The organism is Nocardiopsis listeri NBRC 13360, from assembly GCF_001570765.1.
GTDB classification, from domain to species: domain Bacteria; phylum Actinomycetota; class Actinomycetes; order Streptosporangiales; family Streptosporangiaceae; genus Nocardiopsis; species Nocardiopsis listeri.
Map to the genome: position 1 here is coordinate 35,208 of NZ_BCSH01000002.1, position 25,295 is coordinate 60,502.

General features: G+C 72.2%; 19 protein-coding genes and 4 riboswitches. Of the genes, 9 read left to right on the plus strand and 10 right to left on the minus strand.

Features of this window, described 5'->3' with window-relative positions:
- The first annotated feature begins 82 nt into the window (after nt 1–82).
- From NLI01S_RS00940 to NLI01S_RS00975, 8 genes are all read left to right on the plus strand, one after another.
- Entirely contained in the window at nt 83–1,108 is a 1,026-nt protein-coding gene (locus tag NLI01S_RS00940; protein WP_084392227.1) for an acyltransferase, read from the plus strand.
- A gap of 76 nt (nt 1,109–1,184) precedes the next feature.
- Nucleotides 1,185–1,396, plus strand: a riboswitch (cobalamin riboswitch).
- Between the two features lie 60 nt (nt 1,397–1,456).
- Nucleotides 1,457–2,500 carry an ABC transporter substrate-binding protein gene (locus NLI01S_RS00945; RefSeq protein ID WP_067597607.1) on the plus strand — a complete coding sequence of 348 codons (1,044 nt, stop codon included), beginning with the start codon at nt 1,457–1,459 and terminating at the stop codon, nt 2,498–2,500.
- Nucleotides 2,497–3,513, plus strand: coding sequence for a FecCD family ABC transporter permease (locus NLI01S_RS00950; protein ID WP_067597609.1), 1,017 nt, complete (start codon nt 2,497–2,499; stop codon nt 3,511–3,513). Before NLI01S_RS00945 ends, NLI01S_RS00950 begins: the two co-directional genes overlap by 4 nt.
- Nucleotides 3,510–4,337: an ABC transporter ATP-binding protein gene (locus NLI01S_RS00955; protein ID WP_223809059.1), complete on the plus strand. Its 828-nt coding sequence runs from the start codon at nt 3,510–3,512 to the stop codon at nt 4,335–4,337. Before NLI01S_RS00950 ends, NLI01S_RS00955 begins: the two co-directional genes overlap by 4 nt.
- Nucleotides 4,335–4,447: riboswitch (cobalamin riboswitch) on the plus strand. It overlaps the preceding gene by 3 nt.
- A 35-nt stretch (nt 4,448–4,482) precedes the next feature.
- On the plus strand, nt 4,483–8,073 hold the full coding sequence (gene cobN, locus NLI01S_RS00960) for a cobaltochelatase subunit CobN (protein WP_067597611.1): 3,591 nt from the start codon (nt 4,483–4,485) through the stop codon (nt 8,071–8,073).
- Nucleotides 8,070–8,795, plus strand: a complete 726-nt coding sequence (gene cobF, locus NLI01S_RS00965; protein ID WP_067597613.1) for a precorrin-6A synthase (deacetylating) — start codon at nt 8,070–8,072, stop codon at nt 8,793–8,795. The genes cobN and cobF overlap by 4 nt, the downstream gene beginning before the upstream one ends.
- On the plus strand, nt 8,792–10,336 hold the full coding sequence (locus tag NLI01S_RS00970; protein ID WP_067597616.1) for a cobyric acid synthase: 1,545 nt from the start codon (nt 8,792–8,794) through the stop codon (nt 10,334–10,336). The genes cobF and NLI01S_RS00970 overlap by 4 nt, the downstream gene beginning before the upstream one ends.
- Complete coding sequence (locus tag NLI01S_RS00975; protein ID WP_067597619.1) at nt 10,333–11,052, plus strand: cobalt-precorrin-6A reductase; 720 nt, start codon at nt 10,333–10,335, stop codon at nt 11,050–11,052. Before NLI01S_RS00970 ends, NLI01S_RS00975 begins: the two co-directional genes overlap by 4 nt.
- Nucleotides 11,053–11,128: 76 nt before the next feature.
- Here NLI01S_RS00975 and NLI01S_RS00980 read toward each other — a convergent pair whose 3' ends face one another.
- The 3 genes from NLI01S_RS00980 to NLI01S_RS00990 form a co-directional block, all read right to left on the minus strand.
- A complete protein-coding gene (locus NLI01S_RS00980; RefSeq protein ID WP_067597622.1) occupies nt 11,129–13,525 on the minus strand; it encodes a cobyrinate a,c-diamide synthase in 2,397 nt (798 codons plus the stop codon).
- 77 nt (nt 13,526–13,602) lie between these two features.
- The gene (gene cobO, locus NLI01S_RS00985) at nt 13,603–14,217 is read right to left on the minus strand and encodes a cob(I)yrinic acid a,c-diamide adenosyltransferase (RefSeq protein ID WP_067597625.1); all 615 of its coding nucleotides are present in this window, start codon (nt 14,215–14,217) and stop codon (nt 13,603–13,605) included.
- A complete protein-coding gene (locus tag NLI01S_RS00990) occupies nt 14,217–16,358 on the minus strand; it encodes a VWA domain-containing protein (protein WP_371850595.1) in 2,142 nt (713 codons plus the stop codon). The genes cobO and NLI01S_RS00990 overlap by 1 nt, the downstream gene beginning before the upstream one ends.
- 27 nt (nt 16,359–16,385) lie before the next feature.
- Nucleotides 16,386–16,524: riboswitch (cobalamin riboswitch) on the minus strand.
- Nucleotides 16,525–16,577: 53 nt separating this feature from the next.
- Between NLI01S_RS00990 and NLI01S_RS00995 the strand changes: the two genes are divergently transcribed.
- Nucleotides 16,578–17,807: a bifunctional cobalt-precorrin-7 (C(5))-methyltransferase/cobalt-precorrin-6B (C(15))-methyltransferase gene (locus NLI01S_RS00995; protein ID WP_067597628.1), complete on the plus strand. Its 1,230-nt coding sequence runs from the start codon at nt 16,578–16,580 to the stop codon at nt 17,805–17,807.
- Here NLI01S_RS00995 and NLI01S_RS01000 read toward each other — a convergent pair.
- The 7 genes from NLI01S_RS01000 to NLI01S_RS01030 form a co-directional block, all read right to left on the minus strand.
- Nucleotides 17,776–18,558, minus strand: coding sequence for a cobalt-precorrin-4/precorrin-4 C(11)-methyltransferase (locus NLI01S_RS01000; protein WP_067597631.1), 783 nt, complete (start codon nt 18,556–18,558; stop codon nt 17,776–17,778). The two genes, NLI01S_RS00995 and NLI01S_RS01000, sit on opposite strands and share 32 nt — an antisense overlap.
- A complete protein-coding gene (locus NLI01S_RS01005; RefSeq protein ID WP_067597634.1) occupies nt 18,543–20,069 on the minus strand; it encodes a precorrin-2 C(20)-methyltransferase in 1,527 nt (508 codons plus the stop codon). Before NLI01S_RS01005 ends, NLI01S_RS01000 begins: the two co-directional genes overlap by 16 nt.
- Nucleotides 20,066–20,734, minus strand: coding sequence for a precorrin-8X methylmutase (locus NLI01S_RS01010; RefSeq protein ID WP_067597636.1), 669 nt, complete (start codon nt 20,732–20,734; stop codon nt 20,066–20,068). Before NLI01S_RS01010 ends, NLI01S_RS01005 begins: the two co-directional genes overlap by 4 nt.
- On the minus strand, nt 20,731–21,585 hold the full coding sequence (locus NLI01S_RS01015; RefSeq protein ID WP_067597639.1) for a nitrite reductase: 855 nt from the start codon (nt 21,583–21,585) through the stop codon (nt 20,731–20,733). Before NLI01S_RS01015 ends, NLI01S_RS01010 begins: the two co-directional genes overlap by 4 nt.
- A gap of 54 nt (nt 21,586–21,639) precedes the next feature.
- Nucleotides 21,640–21,843: riboswitch (cobalamin riboswitch) on the minus strand.
- A gap of 173 nt (nt 21,844–22,016) precedes the next feature.
- Entirely contained in the window at nt 22,017–23,567 is a 1,551-nt protein-coding gene (locus NLI01S_RS01020) for a tripartite tricarboxylate transporter permease (protein ID WP_067597642.1), read from the minus strand.
- Nucleotides 23,567–24,202, minus strand: a complete 636-nt coding sequence (locus NLI01S_RS01025) for a tripartite tricarboxylate transporter TctB family protein (RefSeq protein ID WP_067597645.1) — start codon at nt 24,200–24,202, stop codon at nt 23,567–23,569. Before NLI01S_RS01025 ends, NLI01S_RS01020 begins: the two co-directional genes overlap by 1 nt.
- Nucleotides 24,199–25,191: a Bug family tripartite tricarboxylate transporter substrate binding protein gene (locus NLI01S_RS01030; protein WP_067597648.1), complete on the minus strand. Its 993-nt coding sequence runs from the start codon at nt 25,189–25,191 to the stop codon at nt 24,199–24,201. Before NLI01S_RS01030 ends, NLI01S_RS01025 begins: the two co-directional genes overlap by 4 nt.
- Nucleotides 25,192–25,295: the final 104 nt, after the last annotated feature.

A 25,295-nucleotide genomic window follows, 5' to 3' on the forward strand; every position in this document is an offset into this window, starting at 1 on the left:
CTGGTATCGGTAGGGTGTGCGAGTAGAGACAGCCTCCGCCGGGAGACAGGCGCCCTCACAGTCCTCCTCGTCCACTTCGTGGATGGGGTTCGCCCGTGTGGCCGCGATGGCGGCGGTCATCGGCGTGCACGCCTACTCACCACTGGTGAGTACGGTCTACGCCGAACTCGGCGGCTACACGTGGTGGTCCGCCAACCTCCTGGACGCGGGCACGCGCTGGTGCGTCGCGGTGTTCGTGATGATCAGCGGTGCGCTGTTGCTGCGCCCGCGCGATGAGAGCGTGGGCACCTTCTACCGCAAAAGATGGGCCAAGATCGGCATCCCGCTCGTGGCCTGGACCGCCATCTACCTGGTCTGGCAGTACTGGCGGGACGACCTCGGCACACCCGACGCCGCGACACAGGCGGCCTCGGGAGCCCCTTCGATCCACCTGTACTTCCTGTACGTCATCGCCGGTCTCTACCTGTTCACCCCGTTCTTCCGGACGGTGGTCGCGCACAGTTCGCGTACCGCGCTGTGGTGGTTCGCCGGGGCATCGTTCGGGGTGGGCGTCTTCGACCAGATCCTGTCCCTGATCGACGGGGCGGGCGGTGTGAGCGCCGCCACCCGGTTCCTGCCGTTCCTCGGCTACTACCTGGTGGGATGGCTGCTACTGACCACCGAGAACAGTCCCCGGACCACCCGGTTCGGGATCGCCGCGCTCACCCTGGGTGTGGCGAGCACGGCCCTGGGCGCGGGCGCCGCCGCGCACGTGGAAGGGGAATGGGGCGCGGGCGGCGAGTACTTCTACGCCTTCCTGTCCCCGCCGATGATCGTCGCCGGAATCGGCGCCTACCTGACGCTGCGCGCCGCCGGCGAGCGCCTGGCCGTGGCGGAGAACCCGGCGGCCCTGGCCACGAAGAACGTCGTTCGCGTGGTCTCCGGACTGAGCTTCGGCGTCTACCTCGTGCACGTCATGGTGATGTACACGCTGCGCGACCTGGGCGGCATGCCGGAGGGCTACCCGGCGCTGTTCGCGGCGGCCGGGTACGCCGTGGCGACCGCCGTGATCAGCCTGATCCTGGTGGCCCTCGTCCAGCGCATCCCGCTCGTGCGCACCATCGTCTGATCCGCGCCCCTTGGGCCGGCACCGCACGGGGGCGAGAGCGGAGTCGGGGACCGGACGGGATGTCGCGAAGGTCCCTTGGTAGGCTGCGATGGCCAGTCGTACCACTCAGGTGGTCAGGGAATCCGGTGCGAATCCGGAACTGACGCGCAGCGGTGTGGGGGACGAACGGGGCATCGACGCCACTAGGACACGGGCGCACGGACGAGGACGTTCGGACGCACCGGCCCGGGAAGGCGCCCCGCTCGGACGAACCCGAGTCCGAAGACCTGCTGGTCGCTTCGCGCCGAGCGCGCGGAGGCGCATCCATGCCAGGCTCCGCGTCCGAGCCCCGACATTCGAGGCACCCCTATGCCGCGTTACGCGCGTTCCCCTCTCACCCTCCTGCTCCTGCCCGTCCTGCTCCTCACCGCCTGCGGTCAGCCGGAGGAAGGCGGGGGCGAGGGCACCGAAACCGTCGCCGAGTCCGGTTACCCCCGCACCATCGACAACTGCGGCCACGAGGTCACCCTCGACGCGGCCCCGCGACGGGCGGTCTCCCTCAACCAGGGCACCACCGAGATCCTCCTGGCCCTCCACCTGGAGGACCGCGTGGTCGGTACCGCCACCTGGACCGACCCGATCATGGCGGGCTTGGAGGAGGCCGAAGCGGACATCCCGAGGCTTGCGGAGAACGGCCCCTCCTTCGAGCGTGTCCTGGAGGCCGAGCCCGACTTCGTGACCGCCTCCTTCGTCTCCACCCTCGGGACCGGAGGCGTGGCCACCCGCGAACAGTTCGAGGAGTTGGGCGTGCCCGCCTACGTCTCCCCGACCGACTGCGCCGTGGGCAAGGACAACGAGAGCGGCGGGGACGGCTCCCGCGATGAGCCGCTCACCCTCGACGCCGTCTACGGTGAGATCCACGACCTGGCCGAGGCGTTCGGGGTCGAGGAGCGTGGCGAGGAACTGGTCGCCGAGCTGCGGCGGCGTGTGGACACCGCGACCGAGGACCTGCGGGTCGAGGACGTGAGCCTCATGTACTGGTTCGCCAACTCCCAGTCGCCCTACCTCGCGGGCTGCTGCGGCGCCCCGGGCGCCATCACCCGCGCGATCGGTGCGGAGAACGCCTTCGACGACACCCATGACGAGTGGCCACAGATCAACTGGGAGACCGTCGCGGACCGCGACCCGGACGTCATCGTGCTCGGTGACCTGACCCGCGAGTCCCAGACCGCGGAGACCGCTGCGGCCAAGATCGAGTTCCTGGAGGAGAATCCGGCCACCCGCAACCTCACCGCGGTCAAGGAGGAACGGTACGTCCTGCTCAGCGGACAGGCGATGAACCCCTCCATCCGCACGGTCGAAGGCATCGAACTGGTCGCCGAGGGCCTGCGGGAACTCGGGTACGCGCGGTGAACGGAGCGCGTCCGGCGCTGCTCATCACCTTCGGGGCGCTGCTCCTGGCCTTCTCGGTCTCGGTCGCGGTCACCATCGGCCCCGCCGACATCACGCCGGCCGAGGTCTGGCGGTCGGTGGCCGCCCGCCTCGGGTGGGGCGGGAGTCCGCTCTCGGAGCTGCGCGAGGGCATCGTGTGGAACCTGCGCATGCCCCGCACCCTGCTGGCCGCGGTCTGCGGTGCGGGGTTGGCCCTGTGCGGTGTGGTCATGCAGTCCCTGCTCCGCAACCCTCTGGCCGACCCTTTCGTGCTCGGAGTCTCCTCCGGTGCCTCCACCGGTGCGGTCGCCGTGATCGTGCTGGGCTGGGGCGCGGGTGTGGTCTCGCTGTCGGCGGGCGCGTTCGTGGGCGCCCTGCTCTCCTTCGCCATGGTGCTGCTACTGAGTCACAGCCTGGGCGGCGGCATGGATCGGGTCGTGCTGTCCGGGGTCGCGGCCATGCAGCTGTTCTCGGCGCTGACCTCGTTCACCGTGCTGACCTCGGCGGACGCCGAGACCACGCGCGGGGTGCTGTTCTGGTTGCTGGGGTCCCTCAGTGGTGCCGGATGGTCGGACGTGCTCTTGTGCGCCGCGGTGTTGTGCCTGGTGCTCGTGGTCTGTCTGGCCAGCACCACCACCCTTGACGCCTTCGCCTTCGGTGAGGAGGCCGCAGCGAACCTGGGCGTGCGGGTGGGGCGGGCCCGCGTGTTGCTGCTGAGCGTCACCGCCCTGCTCACCGCCGTGCTGGTCAGCTCCGCGGGGGCGATCGGATTCGTGGGCCTGGTCCTGCCGCACGCCGCACGCGCCCTCACCGGTTCCGCCCACGCCCGGCTGCTGCCGGTCACCGCCATGGCGGGAGCGGTCTTCCTGGTGTGGGTGGACACGGTCGCCAGGACCGCGCTGGACCCGCAGGAGATCCCGGTGGGGGTGGTCACCTCCCTCATCGGGGTGCCCGCCTTCGTCGCCGTGCTGTACCGATCCAGGAGGAAGTCGTGAAGCATCCCGTCCAGGCCCCGGGTCAGGGGTTGCGCGCCGACCGGGTCGGCCTGGGGATCGGTGGGCGCATCGTGCTCGACGACGTCACCCTCACACCCCGACCCGGGGAGACCATCGGCCTGTTGGGGCCCAACGGTTCGGGCAAGTCCACCCTGCTGAGGCTGCTCGCCGGAGTGCTCGGCCCCTCCGCGGGGACGGTCACCCTGGACGGACGCCCGCTGCACCGGGTCGGTCGCCGGGTCGCGGCACGGCGCGTGGCCACCGTTCAGCAGCACGCGCACACCCAGACCGAGCTGACGGTCCGCGAGGTGGTGGCACTGGGACGTATCCCGCACCGCAGGTCCTGGACGCCCATGACCTCCGTTGACCTGGCGGCCGTGACCCGTGCGTTGGAACGCACCGGCCTGACCGACCGCGCCGACCAGTCCTGGCACACCCTGTCGGGCGGTGAACGCCAGCGCACCCAGATCGCCCGTGCCCTGGCCCAGGAACCCGACCAGCTCCTGCTCGACGAACCCACCAACCACCTCGACATCCAGTACCAACTCGAACTGCTGGAGCTGGTCACGAGCCTGCCGGTGACCGCCGTCATCGCCCTGCACGACCTCAATCTGGCCGCGATGTACTGTGACCGCCTGGTGGTGCTCAAGGACGGCCGCGCCGTCGCCGAGGGCACACCCGACCAGGTCCTCACCCCCGCCCTCATAGCCGAGGTGTACGGGGTCCCGGCCGAGGTCGCCCGGGGCTCCGGGGGGCCGGTGGTCCGTTTCCTGCGCAGGGGTGCCTCCCCGTCCGGAGGGCGCGGGGTGGCACGGCTAAAGTGAGAATCCTTTGCTCGTGGTCCGGGAACCCGGTGCGATTCCGGGGCGGTTCCGCCACTGTGACACCCCTCTCCGGGGTGCAGCCGGACACCGACCTCGGGCAAGCCGACCGACGATGGGGCGAGAACCCCGAGGGAGGAGTCCGGCCATGACGGTCCGGATCGCTCTGCTGTCCACGTCCGACACCGACCTGCTGTCCGCGCGGGCCTGCGGCGCCGCGTACCTGTGGGCCAACCCGTCTCGCGCGTCCGACGACGAGCTCACCGCCGCCGTCGAGCGTGCCGACCTCGTGGTGGTGCGTCTGCTGGGTTCCTCGCACGACCTGTGGCACGGACTGGCCGCCGTCCGAGACGGGGGCACGCCCCTGGTGGTCCTCAGCGGTGAGCAGCAGCCCAGCGCCGAGTTGATGGAGCACTCCACAGTGCCCATCGGTCTGGCGACCGAGGCCCACCGCTACCTCGCGGAGGGCGGACCCGCCAACCTCGCCCGTCTGCACGCCTTCCTGTCGGACACCGTGTTGCTGACCGGAGAGGGCTTCGAGCCGCCGTCGGCCCTGCCGCCGTGGGGCTTCGCCGAGCGCGAGGGCCCCCGCGACCCGAAACTCCCCAAGGTGGGCGTCCTCTACTATCGGGCCCATGAGGCGGGCGGCAACACCGCCTTCGCGCACGCCCTGGCCGACGCCGTGGACGCGACCGGCCAGGCCGTGGGCGTGCCCGTCTTCGCCGGTTCGCTGCGTTCGGCCCCCGACGACCTCTACGAGGCGCTCGGCGCACTCGACGCCCTGGTGGTCACGGTCCTGGCGGCGGGCGGTAGCGTCCCCGCGTCCGCGAGCGCCGGGGGCGATGACGAGGCGTGGGACGTGGAGCGCATGGCCGCCTTGGACGTCCCCGTCCTCCAGGGCCTGTGCCTGACCAGCCCGCGTGCGGACTGGGAGGAGTCCGAGGACGGGGTCACCCCGTTGGACTCGGCCACCCAGATCGCCATCCCCGAGTTCGACGGCCGGATCATCACCGTGCCCTTCTCCTTCAAGGAGATCGACAGGGACGGGTTGCCGCGCTACGTCGCCGACCCCGAGCGCTGCACCCGCCTGGCCGGGACCGCGGTCGCCCACGCCCGGCTCCGGTACGTGCCCGCCGCCGAGAAGCGGATCGCCGTGGTCCTGTCCGCCTACCCCACCAAACACGCGCGGATCGGTAACGCCGTCGGCCTGGACACCCCCCGTTCCCTGGTGCGCCTGCTGCGTCGCATGCGCGAGGAGGGCTACGACCTGGGCGAGCCCGAAGCCCTGCCCGGCCTCGACCTGCCCGACGAGACCGAGGCGGGCGACGCCTTGATCCACGCGCTCATCGAGGCGGGCGGCCAGGACGAGGACTGGCTGACCTCCGTCCAGCTCACCGAGGCCCACGTACGCATCACCCCCGAGCAGTACGCCGAATGGACCCGGGACCTGGACCCCTCCCTGAAGGAGGCGATGACCCGGGCGTGGGGCGCCGCGCCCGGAAGGCTGTACGTGAACGAACAGGGCGAACTCGTACTGGCCGCGCTGAGGGCGGGCAACGTCGTCGTGTTGGTCCAGCCGCCGCGCGGTTTCGGTGAGAACCCGATCGCCATCTATCACGACCCCGATCTGGCCCCCAGCCACCACTACCTGGCGGCCTACCGATGGCTGGAGCACGGTTTCGGCGCGCACGCCGTCGTACACCTGGGCAAGCACGGCTCCCTGGAATGGCTGCCCGGCAAGAACGCCGCGCTCTCCGCCGCCTGCGCCACCGACGCCGCCTTGGGCGACCTGCCGCTGGTCTACCCGTTCCTGGTCAACGACCCGGGGGAGGGCGCCCAGGCCAAACGCCGCGCCCACGCCACCGTCGTCGACCACCTCATCCCGCCGATGGCCCGCGCGGAGAGCTACGGCGACATCGCGCGCCTGGAGCAGCTCCTGGACGAGCACGCCAACATCGCCTCCATGGACCCGGTCAAGCTGCCCGCCATCCGGGGTGAGATCTGGGCGCTGATGCGCGCGGCCGAGATGCACCGTGACCTCGGACTGGAGGAACGGCCCGACGACGAGGAGTTCGACGACTTCCTGTTGCACGTCGACGGCTGGCTGTGCGAGATCAAGGACACCCAGATCCGCGACGGCCTGCACGTGCTGGGCGCGGCGCCCGAGGGCGAGGCCCGGATCAACCTGGTCCTGTCCGTGCTGCGCGCGGCCCAGGTCTGGGGAGGCGTCGGAGGGGCGGTGCCAGGCCTGCGCGCCGCCCTCGGGCTGAAGGAGGACGCGCCCACCACCGAGGTCGACCGGGTCGAGGAGCTGGCCCGGGACCTGGTCGAGCACATGGAGTCCGCCGGATGGGACCCGGCCGCCGCGGCGGCCGCGCACGACGACGCGGAGGTGTGTCGAGTCCTGGAGTTCGCGGCCGAACAGGTCGTGCCCCGGCTCGCCCGCACCACCGACGAACTCGACCACGTCCTGCACGCCCTGAACGGTGGTTTCGTACCGGCGGGACCCTCCGGTTCCCCCCTGCGCGGACTGGTCAACGTGTTGCCGACCGGCCGTAACTTCTACACCGTCGACCCGCGTGCGGTCCCCTCACGGCTCGCCTGGCAGACCGGTCAGGCCATGGCCGAGTCCCTGTTGCGCCGCCACATGGAGGAGACCGGCACCTACCCGGAGTCGGTCGGCCTGTCGGTGTGGGGGACCTCTGCCATGCGCACCTCCGGCGACGACATCGCCGAGGTCCTGGCCTTGCTCGGGGTGCGCCCCGAGTGGGACGAGGCCTCCCGCAGGGTCGGCCGGCTGCACGTGGTGTCGTTGGAGGAGCTGGGGCGTCCGCGCATCGACGTGACGGTGCGCATCTCCGGTTTCTTCCGGGACGCGTTCCCGCACGTGGTCGCCATGCTGGACGACGCGGTCCGGTTGGTCGCCGACCTCGACGAACCCGACGAGCGCAACCACGTGCGCGCGCACATGAACGCCGACCTGGCCGAGCACGGCGACCACCGCCGCGCCACCTCGCGGATCTTCGGTTCCGCCCCCGGTTCCTACGGTGCCGGGATCCTCCAGGTCGTGGAGTCCGGTAACTGGCGCGACGACCGCGACCTCGCCGAGGTCTACACGGCCTGGGGCGGGTTCGCCTACGGGCGCGACCTCAACGGCGTTCCGGCCGCCGACGACATGCGGGCCAACTACCGCCGGATCAAGGTCGCCGCGAAGAACATCGACAGCGCCGAACACGACATCGCCGACTCCGACGACTACTTCCAGTACCACGGCGGCATGATCGCCACCGTGCGCGCCCTCAGCGGGGCCGACCCCAAGGCCTACGTGGGCGACTCCACCTCGCCCGACGCGGTGCGCACCCGACCCCTGGCCGACGAGACCGCCCGGGTTTTCCGCGCCCGCGTGGTCAACCCCCGCTGGATCGCGGCCATGCGTCGCCACGGCTACAAGGGAGCCTTCGAACTGGCCGCCACCGTCGACTACCTGTTCGGTTTCGACGCCACCGCCGGGGTGGTGCACGACTGGATGTACGAGAAACTCGCCGCCGAGTACGTGCTGGACGACCAGACCCAGGAGTTCCTGCGTCGCTCCAACCCGTGGGCCCTGCACGGCATCGTCGAGCGGCTGCACGAGGCCGCCCGGCGTGGGCTGTGGGCGGAGCCGGACCCGGCCACGATGGAGGCCCTCACCGAGGTCTACCTGGAGGTGGAGGGCGACCTGGAGGAGAAATCCGAGTGAGGGTGTGGATCCTGGGGATCGGCATGGGACCCCGGCACGTCACCGGGGAGGTCGCCGAGGCCCTGCGCGGTTGCGACTACGCCGTCGCCGTCCGCAAGAGGGACGACGACGGTCTGTTCGCGCTGCGGCAGGAGATCTGTGACGCCTACGGTGTGCCGCTGGTGGCCGTGGCCGACCCGGAGCGCGACCGCGACGATCCCGCCGACTACCCGGCCGCGGTCGCCGACTGGCACGAGGCACGCGTGGCCGCCTTCGAGCGGGTACTCGGCGAGCGCGGCGGCACCGCGGCCTTCCTGGTCTGGGGCGACCCCTCCCTGTACGACTCCACGCTGCGGATCGTGGCGCGGATCGCCGAACGCGGAAACGTCGAAGTGGACCACGACGTGCTCCCCGGGATCAGCGCCCCCCAGATCCTGGCCGCCCGGCACCGGATCGTGCTGAACGGGGTCGGCCGCCCGGTGCACGTGACACCGGCGCGGCGGCTGCGCGAGGCCGTCGAGGCGGGGCAGGACAACATCGTCGTCATGCTCGGCGGACGGCACGGCTTCGAGGGGCTGCAGGACTGGTCCCTGTGGTGGGGCGCCAACCTGGGCGCCGACTCCGAGGAACTGGTCGCCGGACGGGTGGGCGAGGTGCTGACCGAGATCGGGGCGGCGCGCCGGCGGGCCAAGGACAAGGCCGGCTGGGTGATGGACACCGCCCTGCTCAGGAGGCCCGAGTGACCGCGCTGCTGGTCGCCGGGACCACCTCCGACGCGGGCAAGAGCGTGGTCACCACCGCCCTGTGCCGGGCCTTCGCCCGCCGGGGGGTACGGGTGGCGCCCTACAAGGCGCAGAACATGTCCAACAACTCCATGGTCTGTCACGGCCCGGACGGGCGTCCGGCGGAGATCGGCCGCGCCCAGTGGGTGCAGGCGCTCGCCGCCCGCGCCGTCCCCGAACCCGCGATGAACCCGGTGCTGCTCAAACCCGGCAGCGACCGGCGCAGCCACGCCGTGCTGATGGGTCGTCCCGCCGGGGAGGTCTCCTCCTCCGACTGGGAAGCGGGCAGACGCCACCTCGCCGAGGCCGCGCACACCGCCTTCGACGACCTGGCCACCCGCTACGAGGTCGTCGTCGCAGAGGGCGCGGGCAGCCCGGCCGAGATCAACCTGCGCGCGGGCGACTACGTGAACATGGGCCTGGCCCGGCACGCGGAAATGCCCGTGGTGGTGGTCGGCGACATCGACCGGGGCGGGGTGTTCGCCGCGATGTACGGGACGGTGGCGCTGCTGGAGCCCGCCGACCAGGCCCTGATCGCCGGTTTCGTGGTGAACAAGTTCCGGGGCGAGCACGCCCTGCTCCAGCCGGGCCTGGACGACCTGGAACGGGTCACCGGCCGCCGGGTGTTCGGGACCCTGCCCTGGGACCCCGGGCTCTGGCTGGACTCCGAGGACGCCCTCGACCTGGAGGGGCGGCGGGCCGACGGGCGGACGGCCCCCACGGCGGTATCGCGGGTGGCGGTGGTGCGCCTGCCCCGGATCAGCAACTTCACCGACGTGGACGCGCTCGGCCTGGAACCCGGACTCGACGTGGTCTTCGCCTCCGGGCCGCGCGACATCGCCGACGCCGACCTCGTGGTGCTGCCCGGCACCCGCTCCACTCTCGCCGACCTGGCCTGGCTGCGCTCGCGCGGGCTGGACGAGGCGATCACCGAGCACGTGCGCCGGGGGCGACCGCTGCTCGGGATCTGCGGCGGTCTCCAGATGCTCGGGCGCACCATCACCGATCCCGAAGGCGTCGAGGCCGCGCCGGGTTCGTCCGAGGAGGGGTTGGGACTGCTGGACGTGCGCACCGACTTCACCGCCGAGAAGACCTTGCGGCTGCCCGAGGGCGAGGCGCTGGGCGCGCCCGCGAGCGGCTACGAGATCCACCACGGACGCGTCACCGTGGGCGGGGGAGCGGAGGGGTTCCTGGGCGGAGCGCGTGCGGGCAGGGTCTTCGGCACCATGTGGCACGGCAGCCTGGAGGGCGACGCCTTCCGGGCGGCCTTCCTCTCCCAGGCGCTGGGCCACGAGCCGTCCGGGGCGGACTTCTCCGCCGCGCGCGAGCGGCGCATGGACCTGCTCGCCGACCTCGCGGAGCGGTACCTGGACGTCGACGCGCTGCTGGGACTGGCCCGCGACGGCGCTCCCACCGCTCTCCCCCTCCTAGGTCGGGAGTCCGCACGCCCGTCGCCCGCCGCCACCCTCAACGGACGCCTTCGGCGCAGCCGTCCCCTATGAGGATCCTGCTTCTGGGCGGTACCTCCGAGGCCCGTGAACTGGCCGCCCTACTGGTCGAGAACGGTGTGGACGTGACCACCTCGCTGGCCGGACGGGTGGCCAGACCGCGTCTGCCGGTGGGCGCGGTGCGGATCGGCGGGTTCGGGGGAGTACCCGGACTGCGCGCGGCTCTGGCCGACTACGACGCGGTGGTGGACGCCACCCATCCCTTCGCGCTCGGGATGACCGCGAACGCGGCGGCCGCCTGTACGGACCTGCCGCTGCTGCGTCTGGAGCGGCCGGGGTGGGAACCCGACCCGACCTGGCGCTACGCCGACACCCACGAGGAAGCGGCGGAGCTGGCGGCCGGACTCGGACAGCGGCCGTTCGTGACGGTCGGTCGCCAGGAGTTGGCCCGTTTCGTCCCCTCCCTGGGTGAGCACGCGGTGCTGACCCGGGTGGTGGACGTGCCCGAGCTCGAACTTCCGGACGCCTGGAGTCTGCTGACCAGCCGGGGCCCGTACCGGCTCGAAGGTGAGCTGGAGCTGATGACCGGGCACCGCGCGGACGTGCTCGTCACCAAGGACTCCGGGGGCACCTACACCTGGCCGAAGATGGCGGCCGCCGAGCGGCTCGGTGTCCCGGTGGTGGTGGTACGGCGCCCACCCGGACCGGAGGGGGTTCCCACCGTCGACGACGTGGCGTCCGCCTTCGACTGGGTGTCCTCATTGGAATGACGTCGCGTGCCCCCACCCTCGGACACCGTCCGTACGAAAGGCGGACCGACGGTGGACGTGAGGTCGTCCGGTGGGGTCAACGGGAAAGGGCGGCGAGTAGCTCCCGCGTGGTCTCGGTCGGGCGCACGGCCACACGCACCCAGGTGGAGTCCAGTCCGGGGAAGGTGTCGGCGCGGCGTACGGCGATGCCCTGCTCGCGCAGGCGCGCGTGGACCCCTTCACCTACGCGGACCAGTAGGAACGGGGCCCGGGAGGGAACGAATTCGATTCCCGCTTCGCGCAGGCCGTTCTCCAGATCGGTGCGCCGGCCCTGGAACTCCTCGGCCCGGCGCTCCGCCTCCGCGCTCGCCTCGTCGCTCATGCAGGCGACCGTGGCGGCGATCGCGGGCGCCGACACCGACCAGGGCGTCTGTACCCGGGCCAGCTCGCGCACCACGGCCTCGTCACCGACCACGTATCCGGCGCGGATTCCCGGAATCGACCAGTGCTTGGTGAGGCTGCGCAGCACCACCAGGCCCTCGATCCGCTCACCGACCAGGGACTCCGGTTCCCCGGGGAGGGCGTCCATGAACGCCTCATCGACCACGACCAGCCGTCCGGGCCGGCACAGCCCGCGCAGGGCATCGGCCCGATGCAGGACACCGGTGGGGTTGGTGGGGTTGCCGACCACCACCAGGTCGGCGTCCTCGGGGACGGCGGCGGGGTCGAGGGCGAAGCCGTCCCTCCGCGCGCACAGCACGGTGGTGACGGTGTTCCCGGCCTGCTCCAGGGCGACGTGCGGCTCAGTGAACTGGGGGTGCACGACGACGGGTCGACGCCAGGAACGCGACCGGGCGATGAGGGTGAACGCCTCGGCCGCTCCCGCCGTTGGCAGAACGTCCGCGGGCGGCCGGGCGTGCCGCCGTGCGACGGCCATGCGTGCGGGTTCGGCGTCGGGGTAGACGCCCGAGTGGTTCAGGCTCTCTCGCAGCGCCCGGTCGAGCCAGGCGGGTCGCCGCCCCGGGTGGACGTTGACGGCGAAGTCGAGCAGGTCGCCGCGTGCTTCCACGTCGCCGTGGTGGCGCAGCGGGTCGACCACCGGTTTGGGGTCGGGGGCGGCCGTCCGTGCGATGGGGGAGGGCATGGCCGGCGCGGCGGCCGATACCGAGGCCGTGGTCGGTGCGCTGTGTACGGCTTCGGCGAACCTCGCGGGGAGGCTCGGGTGCCCGGCCCAGTGCGTGTGCAGGTAGGAGGCGTGCAGGGTCGCGGAGGCGAAACCCTCCGGCGCACCGTCGATCTCCCAGGCCGGGTGATCCCCGAAACCGGGCGTCAGGGTCGTTCGGTGGAACTCGTGGCCGGTGACCCTCTCCCCGGCCCGGGTCAGCAGGGTGTCGCCGGGGGAGACCGCCTCGGGGTAGCGCAGGGTGAGCCGCTTGGTCATCCGGGCCTCGGCAGGGATCGCCCCCGCCATGTCGTGGCCGTCCAGCGACCCGGCCAGGTAGAGCGATCCCGCGCACTCGGCCACGGTCGGGACCCCGTCGCGGACCGCCTCGCGCAGCTCGGTCGCAAGGCTCCGGTTCGCGGCCAGCTCGGCCGCGTACACCTCGGGAAAACCGCCGCCCAGGTAGATGCCCCGGGTACCGGAGGGCAGCGCGGTGTCCGTCAACGGGTCGAAGACGACGACCCGGCATCCGGCGGCGGTGAGCAGTTCCTCGGTCTCGCTGTAGCGGAAGGTGAAGGTCCGGCCCCCGGCCACGGCGACCACCGGCCGGTCGTTCCCGTCCGGGGCCCTCACCTGCTCGGCCGGGGCCCAGGGGCGTGTGTTCAGCGGGGGAGCCGAACGGGCCACCTCCAGCAGCGCCTCCAGGTCGACGTGGTTCGCGACGTGCTCACCGAGGCGTTCGACCACCCGTGCCGAGCCCTCCCGCTCGGCCGCCGGGACCAGCCCGAGGTGGCGGGAGGGACCGGCGACGCGCTCGTCACGGGGGACCACACCGAGGACGGGCAGGCCGACCGAGCGAGTGATCTCGGCGACGTTGCGCGCCGAGCCCGCCTTGTTCAGGATCACGCCGACGACCTCGACCGCCAGGTCGAAGTCCGCCATACCCTTGACCAGCGCGCCCACCGAGCGGGACATCCTGGACACGTCCACGACCAGTACCACCGGAGTGCGGGTCAGCGCCGCCACGTGCGCGGAGGAGGCGAAGCCGTCGGTGCCGATCCGCCCGTCGTGCAGCCCCATCACGCCCTCGATGACGGCCGCGTCCGCGCCCCGTGCCCCGTGCAGGAGCAACGGGGCCACCCGCTCCTCACCGACCAGATGGGGGTCGAGGTTGCGGCCGGGGCGGCCGGTGGCCAGGGCGTGGTAACCGGGGTCGATGTAGTCCGGGCCGACCTTGTGGCCGCTCACCGTGAGGCCGGTGTCCCCGAGCGCGGCCATCAGCCCGGTGGCGATCGTGGTCTTGCCCTGCCCGGTCATGGGAGCGGCGATCATCAGCCTCGGCGGCTTCGCCGAATGCGGCAGGTCCGCCGGGAGGGACCGTCCCGTCGGCCCGGAGGCCGCCGGGGTCCTCACCACTCGATCCCCCGTTGGCCCTTGCGGCCCGCGTCCATCGGGTGCTTGACCTTGGCCATCTCGGTGACCAGGTCCGCCGCCTCCAAGAGTTCGGGGGCGGCGCGGCGGCCGGTGATGATCACGTGCTGGCGGCCCGGGCGGCCCCGGAGGGCGGTCACGACGTCCTCGACGTCGACCCATCCCCAGTGGATCGGGTAGGTGAACTCGTCGAGGATGAGCAGGTCGTGCGTCTGCTCGGTGAGCCTGCGCTTGATCTCGGCCCAGCCCTCGGCCGCGTCCGCCGCGTGGTCCTCCGTGCTGCCCTTGCGGCGGCTCCAGGACCAGCCCGAGCCCATTTTGTGCCACTCCACCGGGCCACCCTCGCCGGTCTCCTGGTGGAGCCTTCCCAGACGTTCGAGCACGGTCTGCTCGCCGATGCGCCACTTCGCCGACTTCACGAACTGGAACACCCCGATTCGCCAGCCCTGGTTCCAGCCGCGCAGGGCGAGCCCGAACGCGGCGGTCGACTTGCCCTTGCCGTCCCCGGTGTGCACGGCGAACACGGGCTGGTTGCGGCGCTGCCGGGTGGTGAGCCCGTCGTCGGGGACGACGAGCGGTTTTCCCTGAGGCATCAGGCGGCCCTCTCTCTGACGGTGGTACCCAGTGTGTCGGCGCTGACCTCACCGACGGGGAGGTGTTCGGCGCCCAACCGGGCGGCGAGGGAGGCGGCCAGACCCAGCCGCATCGGGCCGGACTCACCGTCCACGACGACGGTGGCCACGCCCATCCCGGCGACGTGGTCGGCCGCCCGCAGGGAACGACCGACGGAACCCCGGCCGCCGGTGGCGCGGCCGTCGGTCACCAGAACGAGCAACGGACGCTGTCTCGGGTCGCGCAGACGCTCGCGTCGCAGGACGTGGGAAGCCTCCAACAGACCCTCCGCGAGCGGGGTGCGCCCTCCGGCGGCCAGCGCGTCCAACCGGGCGGCGGCGGTGTCCACCGAACGGGTCGGAGGCAGTACCAGTTCGGCCCTCGTGCCGCGGAAGGTCACCAGACCGACCTTGTCGCGACGTCGGTAGGCGTCCAGGAGCAGGGAGAGGATGGCGGTCTTGACCTCGCCCATGCGTTTGCGCGCCGCCATCGACCCGGACGCGTCGACGCAGAACAGCACCAGGTTGCTCTCCTGGCCCTCGCGTACCGCCACCCGCAGGTCGCGGGGGCGCAGGTCGATTCGCCCATCGCCGTGCGGGCGGGAGGCCGCGGCCTTGATGGTCTCCACCAGGTGCAACGGGCCGCCGCTTCCCCCGCTGGGAGGTGCGGCCCCGATCCTGCGGCCTCGGGTGCCCAGGGCACGGCTGCGCCGACCGTCGGCGCCGACGCCCGCGCCCCGCGCGGTGAACGTGCGGGGTCGGTAGGCGGGGTCCGCCTTGACCGTGGTGCCCGCCGTGGGACGAGGGGCGCCCCCTTCCGGTTCGGATTCCTCCGCCTCCCGGGACGTCTCCTCGCCCTGGGAGCCCTCGGGCCCTCGGGGCGGGGCGGGGGCCTGCTCGGTTCCTCCGCCGTCCGGGCCCTGGGAGGGGCCCCCTCCCGGGTCGTCGGTGTCGGATGCGCCGTCCTCGCCGTCCTCGCCGTCCTCGCTGGATGGGTCGGACGGATCGGACGGGTCGGGACCACCGGAGCCGTCAGGGTCGTCCGGGACGTTCGAGCCGCCCGGCGGTTCGGGGTCGTCCGGCGGCGGCTCCTCGTCCCCCAGGACACGGTCCAGGAGTTCCTCGTCGATGCCGGGCGCGTCGAGAGGGTTGCGTCGGCGCCGATGAGGCAGAGCCAGCAGGGCGGCGCGACGGATGTCGGCCAGGGTCACCGAGGTCCGGCCGTGCCAGGCGGCGTGCGCGAGGGCCGTGCGCGCGGTCACGATGTCGGCGCGCAAACCGTCGACCTCGAACGCCGCGCACACCTGTGCGATCTTCAACAGCGCGGTGTGGGACAGCCGGACGCGCGAAGCTGTCTCCCGAGCCGCCGCGATGCGCTCGGCCAACGTCTTCTCGGCCCGGCCATAGCGCTCGGCGAAGGCGTCCGGGTCGGAGTCGTAGGCCATCCGCCTGCGGACCACCTCCACCCGGGCGGCGGGATCGGTGGGAGCGGCGACCTCGACGGTGAGCCCGAACCGGTCCAGGAGCTGCGGGCGAAGCTCACCTTCCTCGGGGTTCATCGTGCCGATGAGCAGGAACCGTGCGGCGTGCTCCACGGAGAAGCCGTCTCGCTCCACGGTCACCCGGCCGGTGGCGGCGGCGTCGAGGAGGAGGTCGACCAGGTGGTCGTGGAGCAGGTTGACCTCGTCCACGTAGAGGAGCCCGCGGTGGCTCCTGGCCAGCAGGCCGGGTTCGTAGGCGACCTGGCCGTGCGTGAGCGCCTGCTCCAGGTGCAGGGAGCCCAGGACACGGTCCTCGGTGGCACCGACCGGCAGTTCGACCAGGCGTACGGGGCGGTTCTCCACGGCCGTGCCGGAGGGGAAGGGGCCGTCGGGGGACTCCTGCGAGGGGTCGGCCGGATCTACGGAGAAGCGGTCACCCCGGTAGACCTCGACAGGGGGCAGGAGGGAGGCCAGGGCCCGCACCGCGGTGGACTTGGCGGTGCCCTTCTGGCCGCGGACCAGCACACCACCGATGTCGGGGGAGACACTGGCCAGGACGAGGGCCAGACCGAGGTCGTCAAGGGGTTCGGCGTCGCAGCCGACGATCGCGGAGAAGGGATAGTGGGACGTCCGCAATGGCATGTGAGGCTCCCGCTCGTTGCGCCATGGATCATGGGCGGGTGCGGGGCCGGTCTTCGGACTTGCCGAGTCCTCCTTCGGGGAGGCTCGGTTCACCGCAGCGGGCCTGTGCCGGAGTCTCACCGGGCTTCCCAGATTCTCCCCTCCCGCCCTTCCCACCGTTTCCGATGGTCGGGCCGTCGGGGCACCTCACACCTTCGGCCGCCACGATAGCGTCCTGTCATGAAGGTCGAGACGTCCCCTCCCCCGATCACCGTCGTCGGCGTCGGCGCAGACGGTTGGGCGGGCGTGCCCGAGAGGCTGCGCGCCCTGGTCCTGACGGCCGAGGTGGTGCTGGGCGGGCGCAGGCACCTGGCCATGCTACCGGACGCGCCCGGTCAGCTGAGGCGAGCCTGGCCCTCTCCGCTGCGCGAGGGCCTGGGCCCGCTGCTCGACTCCCTCGAAAGCCGCCGCGTCGTGGCGTTGGCCTCAGGTGATCCCCTGGTGTCGGGGATCGGCACCACACTGGTCGCACTGCTCGGAACGGACGCGGTACGCGTGGAGCCGGCCGTCTCCTCGGTCGCTCTGGCGCGCGCCCGGATGGGCTGGTCGGCGCACGGGTGCGCGGTGGTGAGCCTGGTCGGCCGCGATCCGCGCCTGTTGATGCGCGAGCTGTCGCCGGGCCGCCGTGTACTGGTGCTCTCCTCGGACGCCACCACACCCGGAACGGTCGCCGCCCTGTTGGTCGGGTCCGGCTACGGTTCCAGCCGGTTGACCGTCCTCGGCGACCTGGGGTCGGACACCGAGTCCCGTTCGTCCACCACGGCGGACGACCTGCTCGGAGGCTCCTTCGAGAAGGTCCCCCGCCTGCACGTACTGGCGTTGGAGCTGTCCGGTCCGGCGGGGTACGGGCTGGTCCCGGGGTTGCCCGACGCCGCCTTCGAGCACGACGGCCAGCTGACCAAGCGGGACCTGCGCGCGTCGGCCCTGGCCCGGTTGGCGCCCTCCCCGGGGCTGCACCTGTGGGACGTGGGTGCGGGTGCGGGCTCGGTGGCGGTCGAGTGGATGCGCGCCCACCCCTCGTGCGCGGCGACGGCGGTGGAGGCCGATCCCGGGCGTGCCGAGCGGATCGGACGCAACGCCGGGCGGCTCGGCGTTCCGGGGCTGCGCGTGGTCACCGGGCGGGCGCCGGACGCGCTGACCGGGCTGGACGCCCCCGACGCGGTGTTCGTCGGCGGCGGGGCGACGCGACCGGGCGTGCTCGACACCTGTCTGGAGGCGCTCGGCCCGGGTGGCCGAATCGTGGTGCACGGGGTGACGCTGGAGACCGAGCACCTGTTGGCGGAGGCGTACCGGCGCCATGGCGGGGAGCTGTCCCGGTTGGCCGTGGAGACCGCCGCTCCCGTCGGCACGTTCACCGGTTGGACCCCCGCCCGCACCGTCACCCAGTGGTACCTGTCGAGGGATCGTTGACCCTCGGCCGCGCCGGGTCGTACAAGTAGGACTCGCCGCCGCCCTCGGGAGCGAGCGCGCGTCCGACCAACACCACCGCGGCCTGCCGCAACCCCGCCTCCTCCACCAGGTCGGCGATGGTGGCGACCGTGCCGTGCAGTACCGACTCCTCCGGCTGGCTGACCCGGTACACGACCACGGCGGGGCAGTCGGCGCCGTACTCGGAGACGATCTCGGCCATGAGCGCGCGGACCCGCCGGATCGCCAGGTGCAGCACCAGGGTGGCCCGGGTCGCCGCGAACGCCGCCGGCGACTCCGTGGCCGGCATCGCGGTCGAGCGGGCGCTGGTCCGGGTCAGCACCACCGACTGCGTCACCAGCGGCACCGTCAGCTCCCTGCCCACCAGCGCCGAGGCGGCCGCGTAGGCGGGCACACCCGGGGTGACGTCCCACGGCACGCCGTGTGCGTCCAGACGGCGGGTCTGTTCGGCCAGCGCCGAGTACAGCGACGGGTCCCCGGAGGTGAGTCGGACCACCTCCCGACCCGCCGCGTGCGCGGCGACCAGCCGTTCCGTGATGCGGTCCAGGTCCAGGCCCTGAGTGTCGACCAGGTCGGCGTCGGGCGCGCAGTGGGTGAGGACCTCCGGGTCCAGGTACGTGCCGGGGTAGAGGACGACGTCGGCCACGGCGAGCATCCGGGTGGCGCGGACGGTGAGCAGGTCGGCGGCGCCGGGCCCGGCTCCCACGAAGTGCACCGTCACGCCCTCACCCACCTCGGCGTCCAGACACGGCCCGACCGGGACAGACGGGTCCCGGACGCGCCGACGATGAGCAGGCAGCGCATGTCGACCGTGGCGGGATCGAGTTCGTTGAGCGTGGTCACCTCCAGGGACTCGCCGTCGCGGCCGATGCTCCGACCGACGACGACCACGGTGTCGGGTCTTCTGTGTTCCAGCAGGACCTCGCGTGCGGTGGCGATCTGCGCGGTTCGCGAGCGCGAGGCCGGGTTGTAGATCGCGAGCGCCAGGTCGGCCTCGGCGGCGGCCCGCAGGCGGCGTTCGACCACCTCCCAGGGCTTGAGCCGGTCCGACAGGCTCATCACCGCGAAGTCGCCCCCGACGGGGGCGCCCGCCCGCGCCGCGACCGCCTGCACGGCGCTGACACCGGGCAGCACCCGGACGGGGACCCCCTGGTAGGCAGGGTCCTCGGCCGCCTCGAACACGGCGGTGGCCATACCGAACACACCGGCGTCCCCGCCCGAGACCACGGCCACGCGTTCCCCCTCGAGGGCGAGGTCGAGGGCGAGGCGGGCGCGGTCGATCTCGACGCTGTTGCCGGAGGCGTGCCGCCTCAGGCCGGGGCGCTGGGGGACACGGTCGACGTAGGGGCCGTAGCCCACCACGTGGTCCACCTCCGCCAGCGCCGAGGAGGCCTCGGGGGTGAGCCAGTGCCCGGGGCCCGGCCCCAGACCGACGACCAGCAGTTCGGCCGCCGGCCCGGCGGGTTCGGTGGCCGCGGGTCCCGTGGCGGGTTCGGACACCACGCGGTCCCGGGACCTCCTGCCGTTGCGGCTGTCGCCGGTGACCAACACGAGGGAGAAGTAGGGGACCGTGGCCGGGTCGACCTCCGCGACCGGCATCCGCCGTTCCCCCTCCATCGACGCGCGCTCCAGGTACATCGCGTGCTCCAGACGCCCGGCCGCCTCCAAGGCACGGCGCACGGCGGGGAAGGTCCGGCCCAGCTTCATGATCACCGCGGCGTCGGTGTCCGCCAGACGGCGGGCCAGCTCCGGCTCGGGAAGGGTGCCGGGCAGCACGGTGAGCACGTCGGTCTGCCGGACCAACGGCGTCGCGGTCGCCGCGGCGGCGGCGCCGAACGCGGGGACCCCGGGCACGATCTCGGTCTCGTACCGTTCGGAGAGCCGGTCGTGCATGTACATGTACGAGCCGTAGAAGAGCGGGTCGCCCTCCGAGAGCAGCACGACGTCGCGGCCCGCGTCGAGGTGGGCGGCCAACCGCGCGGCCGACGCCTCGTAGAAGTCGGCCAGTGCCCCCGTGTAGCCGCCCGGGTGGTCGGTCGCGCCGGTGGTCACCGGGTAGGTCAGCTGTTCCTCGACCGCCGCGTCCGGGATGAGGTCGGCGGCGATGCGGCGGGCGTTGGACTCCTTACCGACGCCCGCGTGGTAGGCGACGACGTCGGCTCCGCGAATGAGCCTGGCCGCCTTGAGAGTGATCAGTTCGGGGTCGCCGGGACCGACGCCGACACCGTGGAAACGACCGGTCACGCCTCTTCCTCCTTGGCCAGTGCGTTCAGCGCCGATGCGGTCATCGCCGAGCCCCCTCGGCGGCCTCGGGCGACCACGTAGGGAACGTCGACACCGAACCGGTCGGCGAGCTCGGTCAGGGCCTGCTTGGATTCGGCGGCTCCGATGAAGCCGACCGGGCAGCCGACGATCGCGGTCGGGCGCGGGGCGCCGTCGATCAGCATCTCCAGCAGATGGAACAGGGCGGTGGGCGCGTTGCCCACAGCGACCACGGAGCCCTCCAACAGCGGCTCCCAGAGGGACACGGCGGCGGCGGTCCGGGTGGTGCCCCACTCCCGGGCCAGACCGGGGACCCGCTCGTCGCCGAGGAAGCAGAGCACGTCGTTGCCGCGTGGCAGGCGGCTCGCGGTCACACCACTGGCCACCATGTTCGCGTCGCACAGGATGGGGGCACCGGACCGTAGGGCGGCGCGCGCCTCGGGGACCAGATCGGGGTGGATCGCCAGGTCCTCGGCGAGGTCGACCTGGCCGGTGCCGTGGATCATCCGTACGGCGAGCCGTTCGGCGTTGGCCGGAAGGTGGTCCAGGCGGGCCTCGCGCCGGATGGTGGCGAAGGAGTCGACGTAGATCGCGGGGCCGTCGTCCACGTACTCGTAGCGTCGGTTCGGGCGACTCGGAACGTTCACAGGGCGCCTCCGGGGACGAGAACGCCACGCCAGGGCGTGACGACGAGGTCTGCGCGTCCGGAGACCAGGGCCTCCGCGGCGAGTGCTTCGGCGGCGGAGCGGTCCAGGCCCTCCACGGGCACGGGTACGTGATGCCCGCCCTCGGGCAGCGGTCCGTACGGCAGCGGCGGCGCGGGGGCGGGTAGCCGGGGGTCCGGTGGCACCGGTTCGATCAGCGGTGCCGGGAGTTCGGTGACGTGCCACGGCGCGGTGGGCCCGTCGCCGCGCCTCCGTAGGAACTCGTCGGCGAGCTCCACGAGCCGGGCCGCGGCTCCGCCGATCGGGGTCAGTGGTCCCCAACCGGCGCCGACGCGCAGTTGCGCGGTGTGTTCGTCGAGTGCGACGAGCCCGAGGTCACAGGTGCGGTCGAGCAGGTCGCCGGTGCCGTCGTCCAGGACGAACAGGAAGCGCCCGGGCAGGGCGGCCCGATGCGGTCGGGCGCACAGCAGCCCGTCGAGAGCCGTGGCGACGGAGTCACGGACCGTTCCCTGCGCGCGCGGGGAGAGCATGATGTTGCGGACCAGTTCGTGGGTGCGGGAGGGCAGCAGGCCGGTGTCCTCCAGGGCACGCAGCACCTCGGGGGGCAGGAGCCCGTCCTCGCCGGGAAGCCCGCGCAGTTGCAGGTTGGCCCGGCCGGTGACGTGGATCCTGCCGGTTCCGTACTTCTCGGACACGGCGGCCAGGGCGCGCAGGGAATCGGAGGGGAGCCGTCCGCCGACCAGACGGAGGCGGACCAGTAGTCCGTCGTCGGCGGCCCAGGGTCTGAGTACACCGGGGCAGCGGTCACGCCGCGTGCGGGGCACATCGGGCATGCGCGTCCTTCGGGTCAGGGACCCGTACGCGGGGTCCGCGGATGACCTGGCGGCCCGTCACCGCCAGCGCCAGCAGGTCTTCGGACTCGGGTTCGATCGGTAGGGGGCGCCTTCCCGGAGCGTCGCTCCAGTGGCCGTCCCGGGAAACGTGTCCCGGGACATGCCCACCCGTCACCCTCACCGCTGCGCGTCAGTCCCGGATTCACACCGGGTTCCCTGCCCCACGGAGTGGAGTACGACTGGCCCGACGAGATTACCGGGTCGCGCTCCGGACCTGTTCAGTGGGATCGTGCGCGGTTCTCACGGGCGCCGCGACGGTAACGCCACGCCTCGGCGGACGAGCCGTCTCGGGCGGCCACGGGCACGGTTCCACGAACGGTGGCCCCCGGCAGACGGAAACCGGGGGCCACACAGGGGGAGGGAACGAGAAGTCAGGGCCGCTCGACGGGCTCCTTCACGTCCACCGCGCGGGCGTCGGCGCGACGCCGACGCAGGAACGCGATCAGCGGCAGTGCCGCCGCGAGCAGCACCAGCGCGTACAGGCCGATCGAGATGCCACTGCCCACCAGGATCGACGGGTCGCCCGAGGAAGCGGCCAAGGCCCGACGGAACTCCGTCTCCGCGATCGGCCCCAGGACCACACCGATGAGCGCCGGCGCCACCGGGACCCCGAACGTCCGCATGACCAGACCCAGCACCGCGACCGCCAGCAGCATCACCAGGTGCGTCACCGAGGTGTTGATCGCGTACACCGCCAGCACCGAGAACAGCGTGATGCCCGCGTACAGGTACGGCTTGGGCAGCTTCAACAGGCGGGCCCACAGCGGAGCGAACGGCAGGTTGATCACCAGCAGCAGGACGCTGCCGATCAGCAGCGACGCCAACAGCGTCCACACCAGCTCGGCGTTGCGCTCGAAGAGCACCGGACCCGGCTGCAACCCGTACTGCTGGAACGCCGCCAACATGATCGCGGCCGTCGCCGACGTGGGCAGACCCAGCCCGAGCAACGGAACCATGGTGCCCGCGGCGCTGGAGTTGTTGGCCGACTCCGGGCCGGCCACACCCTCGATGGCGCCCTGCCCGAACTCGTCCTCCTCACCCGTGCGGCGAGCACGACGAGCCGCGAGCCTGCGCTCCAGACCCAGCGAAAGGAACGTGGGGATCTCCGCGCCACTGCCGGGGATCGGCCCGAAGGCGCTGCCCAACGCGGTGCCGCGCAGCCACGGCTTCCAGGAGCGGCGCAGGTCCTTGCGGCCCAGCCACGGACGCCCGGTGCGGATCGCCGCGAAGTTCGGAGCGGACTTGCCGCGCGCCGCGATGTACAGCACCTCGCCCAGTGCCAGCAGACCCACGGTCACGATGACGATGTCGATGCCGTCCATCAGGCTGGAGGAACCGAAGTCGAAACGGGCCGCGCCGCTCTGGGCGTCGATGCCCACCAAACCGATGGCCAGACCGATGAGCAGCGACGTCACGCCGCGCAGCACCGAACCCGACACCACCGCGGCCACCGCCACGAACGAGAACACGGTCAGGGCGAAGTACTCGCCGGGACCGAAGTTGAGCGCGAACGCCACCATGACCGGCGCGAACAACGCCACGACGAGCGTGCCGATGACGCTCGCCACGAACGAACCGATCACCGCGGTGCCCAGTGCCTGCGCCGCCCTGCCGTTGAGCGCCATCTTGTGGCCCTCGTAGGTAGTGGCGATCGACGACGCCTGCCCGGGTGTGTTCAGCAGGATCGACGTGGTGGCGCCACCGAACATGCCGCCGTAGTACACACCCGCGAACAGGATGAACGCGCTGGTCGGGTCGAACCGGAAGGTCACCGGCAACAGCAGGGCCACCGCCATGGCCGAGCCCATGCCCGGCAGGACGCCCACGGCGGTGCCCAAGAGCACGCCGAGGAAGGCCCACATGAGGTTCTGCGGGGTCAGCGCTGAGGCCAACCCGTCCATCAGGTTGATCAGAGTGTCCATCACAGCACCAATTCCAGGAAGCCGCCCGGCAGGTTGAGCCCGAGCCCGAGCGAGAAACCGACCTGCACGGCGGCCGACATCGACAGCGCCACGATCGCGTCACGCAGGTACGCGCGGGCGCCGAACGCGTAGGCCACGACCCAGAACAGCAGGGCGCCGGCGAGCAGCCAGCCCACGAACTCCAGCAGGGCGGTGTGCGCCACCAGGCCGACGAGGACCAACAGGACCGGTCGGCTCTCGAACCAGGCGAACGGGGACGAGCCCTTCCCGCTGCCCTGGTTGCGCAGGTTCACCACGCTCATGCACACGGCGATGATCAGCAACAGTGCGCCCACCGCGCCGGGGAAGGCGCCCGGACCGGGACTGGTGGCGTTGGGCGGGGCCTCGATGGTGACCGCGCCCCATAGGGCCACCAGGCCCAGGATCGCGGCCAGCGCGGGGACGATCCACGCCGCCGGGCCCCTCCACACGGTGGTCTCGGGATCCGGGGCCGTGTCCGCGGCCGTGTCCGCGGTGTTCGTCTCCGTCCCCCGGGTCTCGACGACGTCCGTGGTCTCGGGGGGCCCGGAGCCGTCGGTGGTCTCTGACGGGTCGGTGCCCGCGGTGTGCTTCTCGTCTGTTCCGTCGGGGCTCACAGTCCCAGCTCCTCCACGGTCTCCTGGGTCAGGGAGATCTCCTCGCCCAAGAACTCCTCGAAATCGTCGCGACCCTGGTAGGTGTCGGTCCAGCGGTTGCGCTCCAAGGTGTCGGCCCAGGAGTCCGAGGCCACCATCTCCTCGACGAGCGCCTCCAACCCGTCGGCCTCCTCCTCGGTCAACCCGGGCGGTGCGATGACCCCGCGCCAGTTCGACATCTCCAGGTCGTAGCCGAGCTCGGTCATGGTGGGGATGTCCACCCCGTCCAGACGTTCGGGGGAGGAGACGGCGAGCGCGCGGAGCGGACCGTCGTCCTCGATCTGGTCGCTGAAGTCGCCCAGGGTGCCGAACCCGATCTCCGAGGTGCCGGAGAGAAGGGAGGTCAGGGTCTCGCCGCCGCCCGAGTAGGGCAGGTAGTTGATCTCACCGGGGGAGATGTCCATGCTCTGGGCGACCTGAGCCGCGAAGATCTGATCGACGCCGCCCATGGAGCCGCCCGCCACGGGCAGGGTCCCCGGGCGCTCGCGCCAGTCCTCGGCGAGGTCGTCGACGGTCTCGTAGGGGGAATCCTGCGGGACGACGATCGCGAGGTACTCCGAGGCCAGCTGGGCGATGGGAGTCGAGTCGGCCATCGTGTACGGCGACCCGGTGGTCTCCACCGCTCCCACCATCCCGAGACCGGTCATGGTCAATACGTTGGGCTGACCCTCGCGGCTCGCGGTCTGGGCCAGACCGATGGTGCCGCCGGCGCCCTCGGCGTTGCGGACCTCGACGTTGAATCGCAGGTCCTCTTCGCGCAGGCCGTTCTGCATCTCGCGGGCCAGGGTGTCCCAGCCGCCGCCGGGCCCGGCCGGTGCGATGAGCAGGAGTTTCTCCTGAGCTCCATCGCCCGAGGCCGCGCTCTGGCGAACGTCGAACAGCGCCGTCCCGACCAGCAGGAGGGCACATAGCCCACCCAGCAGGCGGAGTGCCACGCCACTGTTGCGCATGGGTCCTCTCCTTCCTTGATCGTCTGTGCACGTCCCCCGGTGCGCAGACGCAGGGGAGATCCAGGACACAGTGTGACCCGCGGCACGGAGAGATGAGGGTTTTG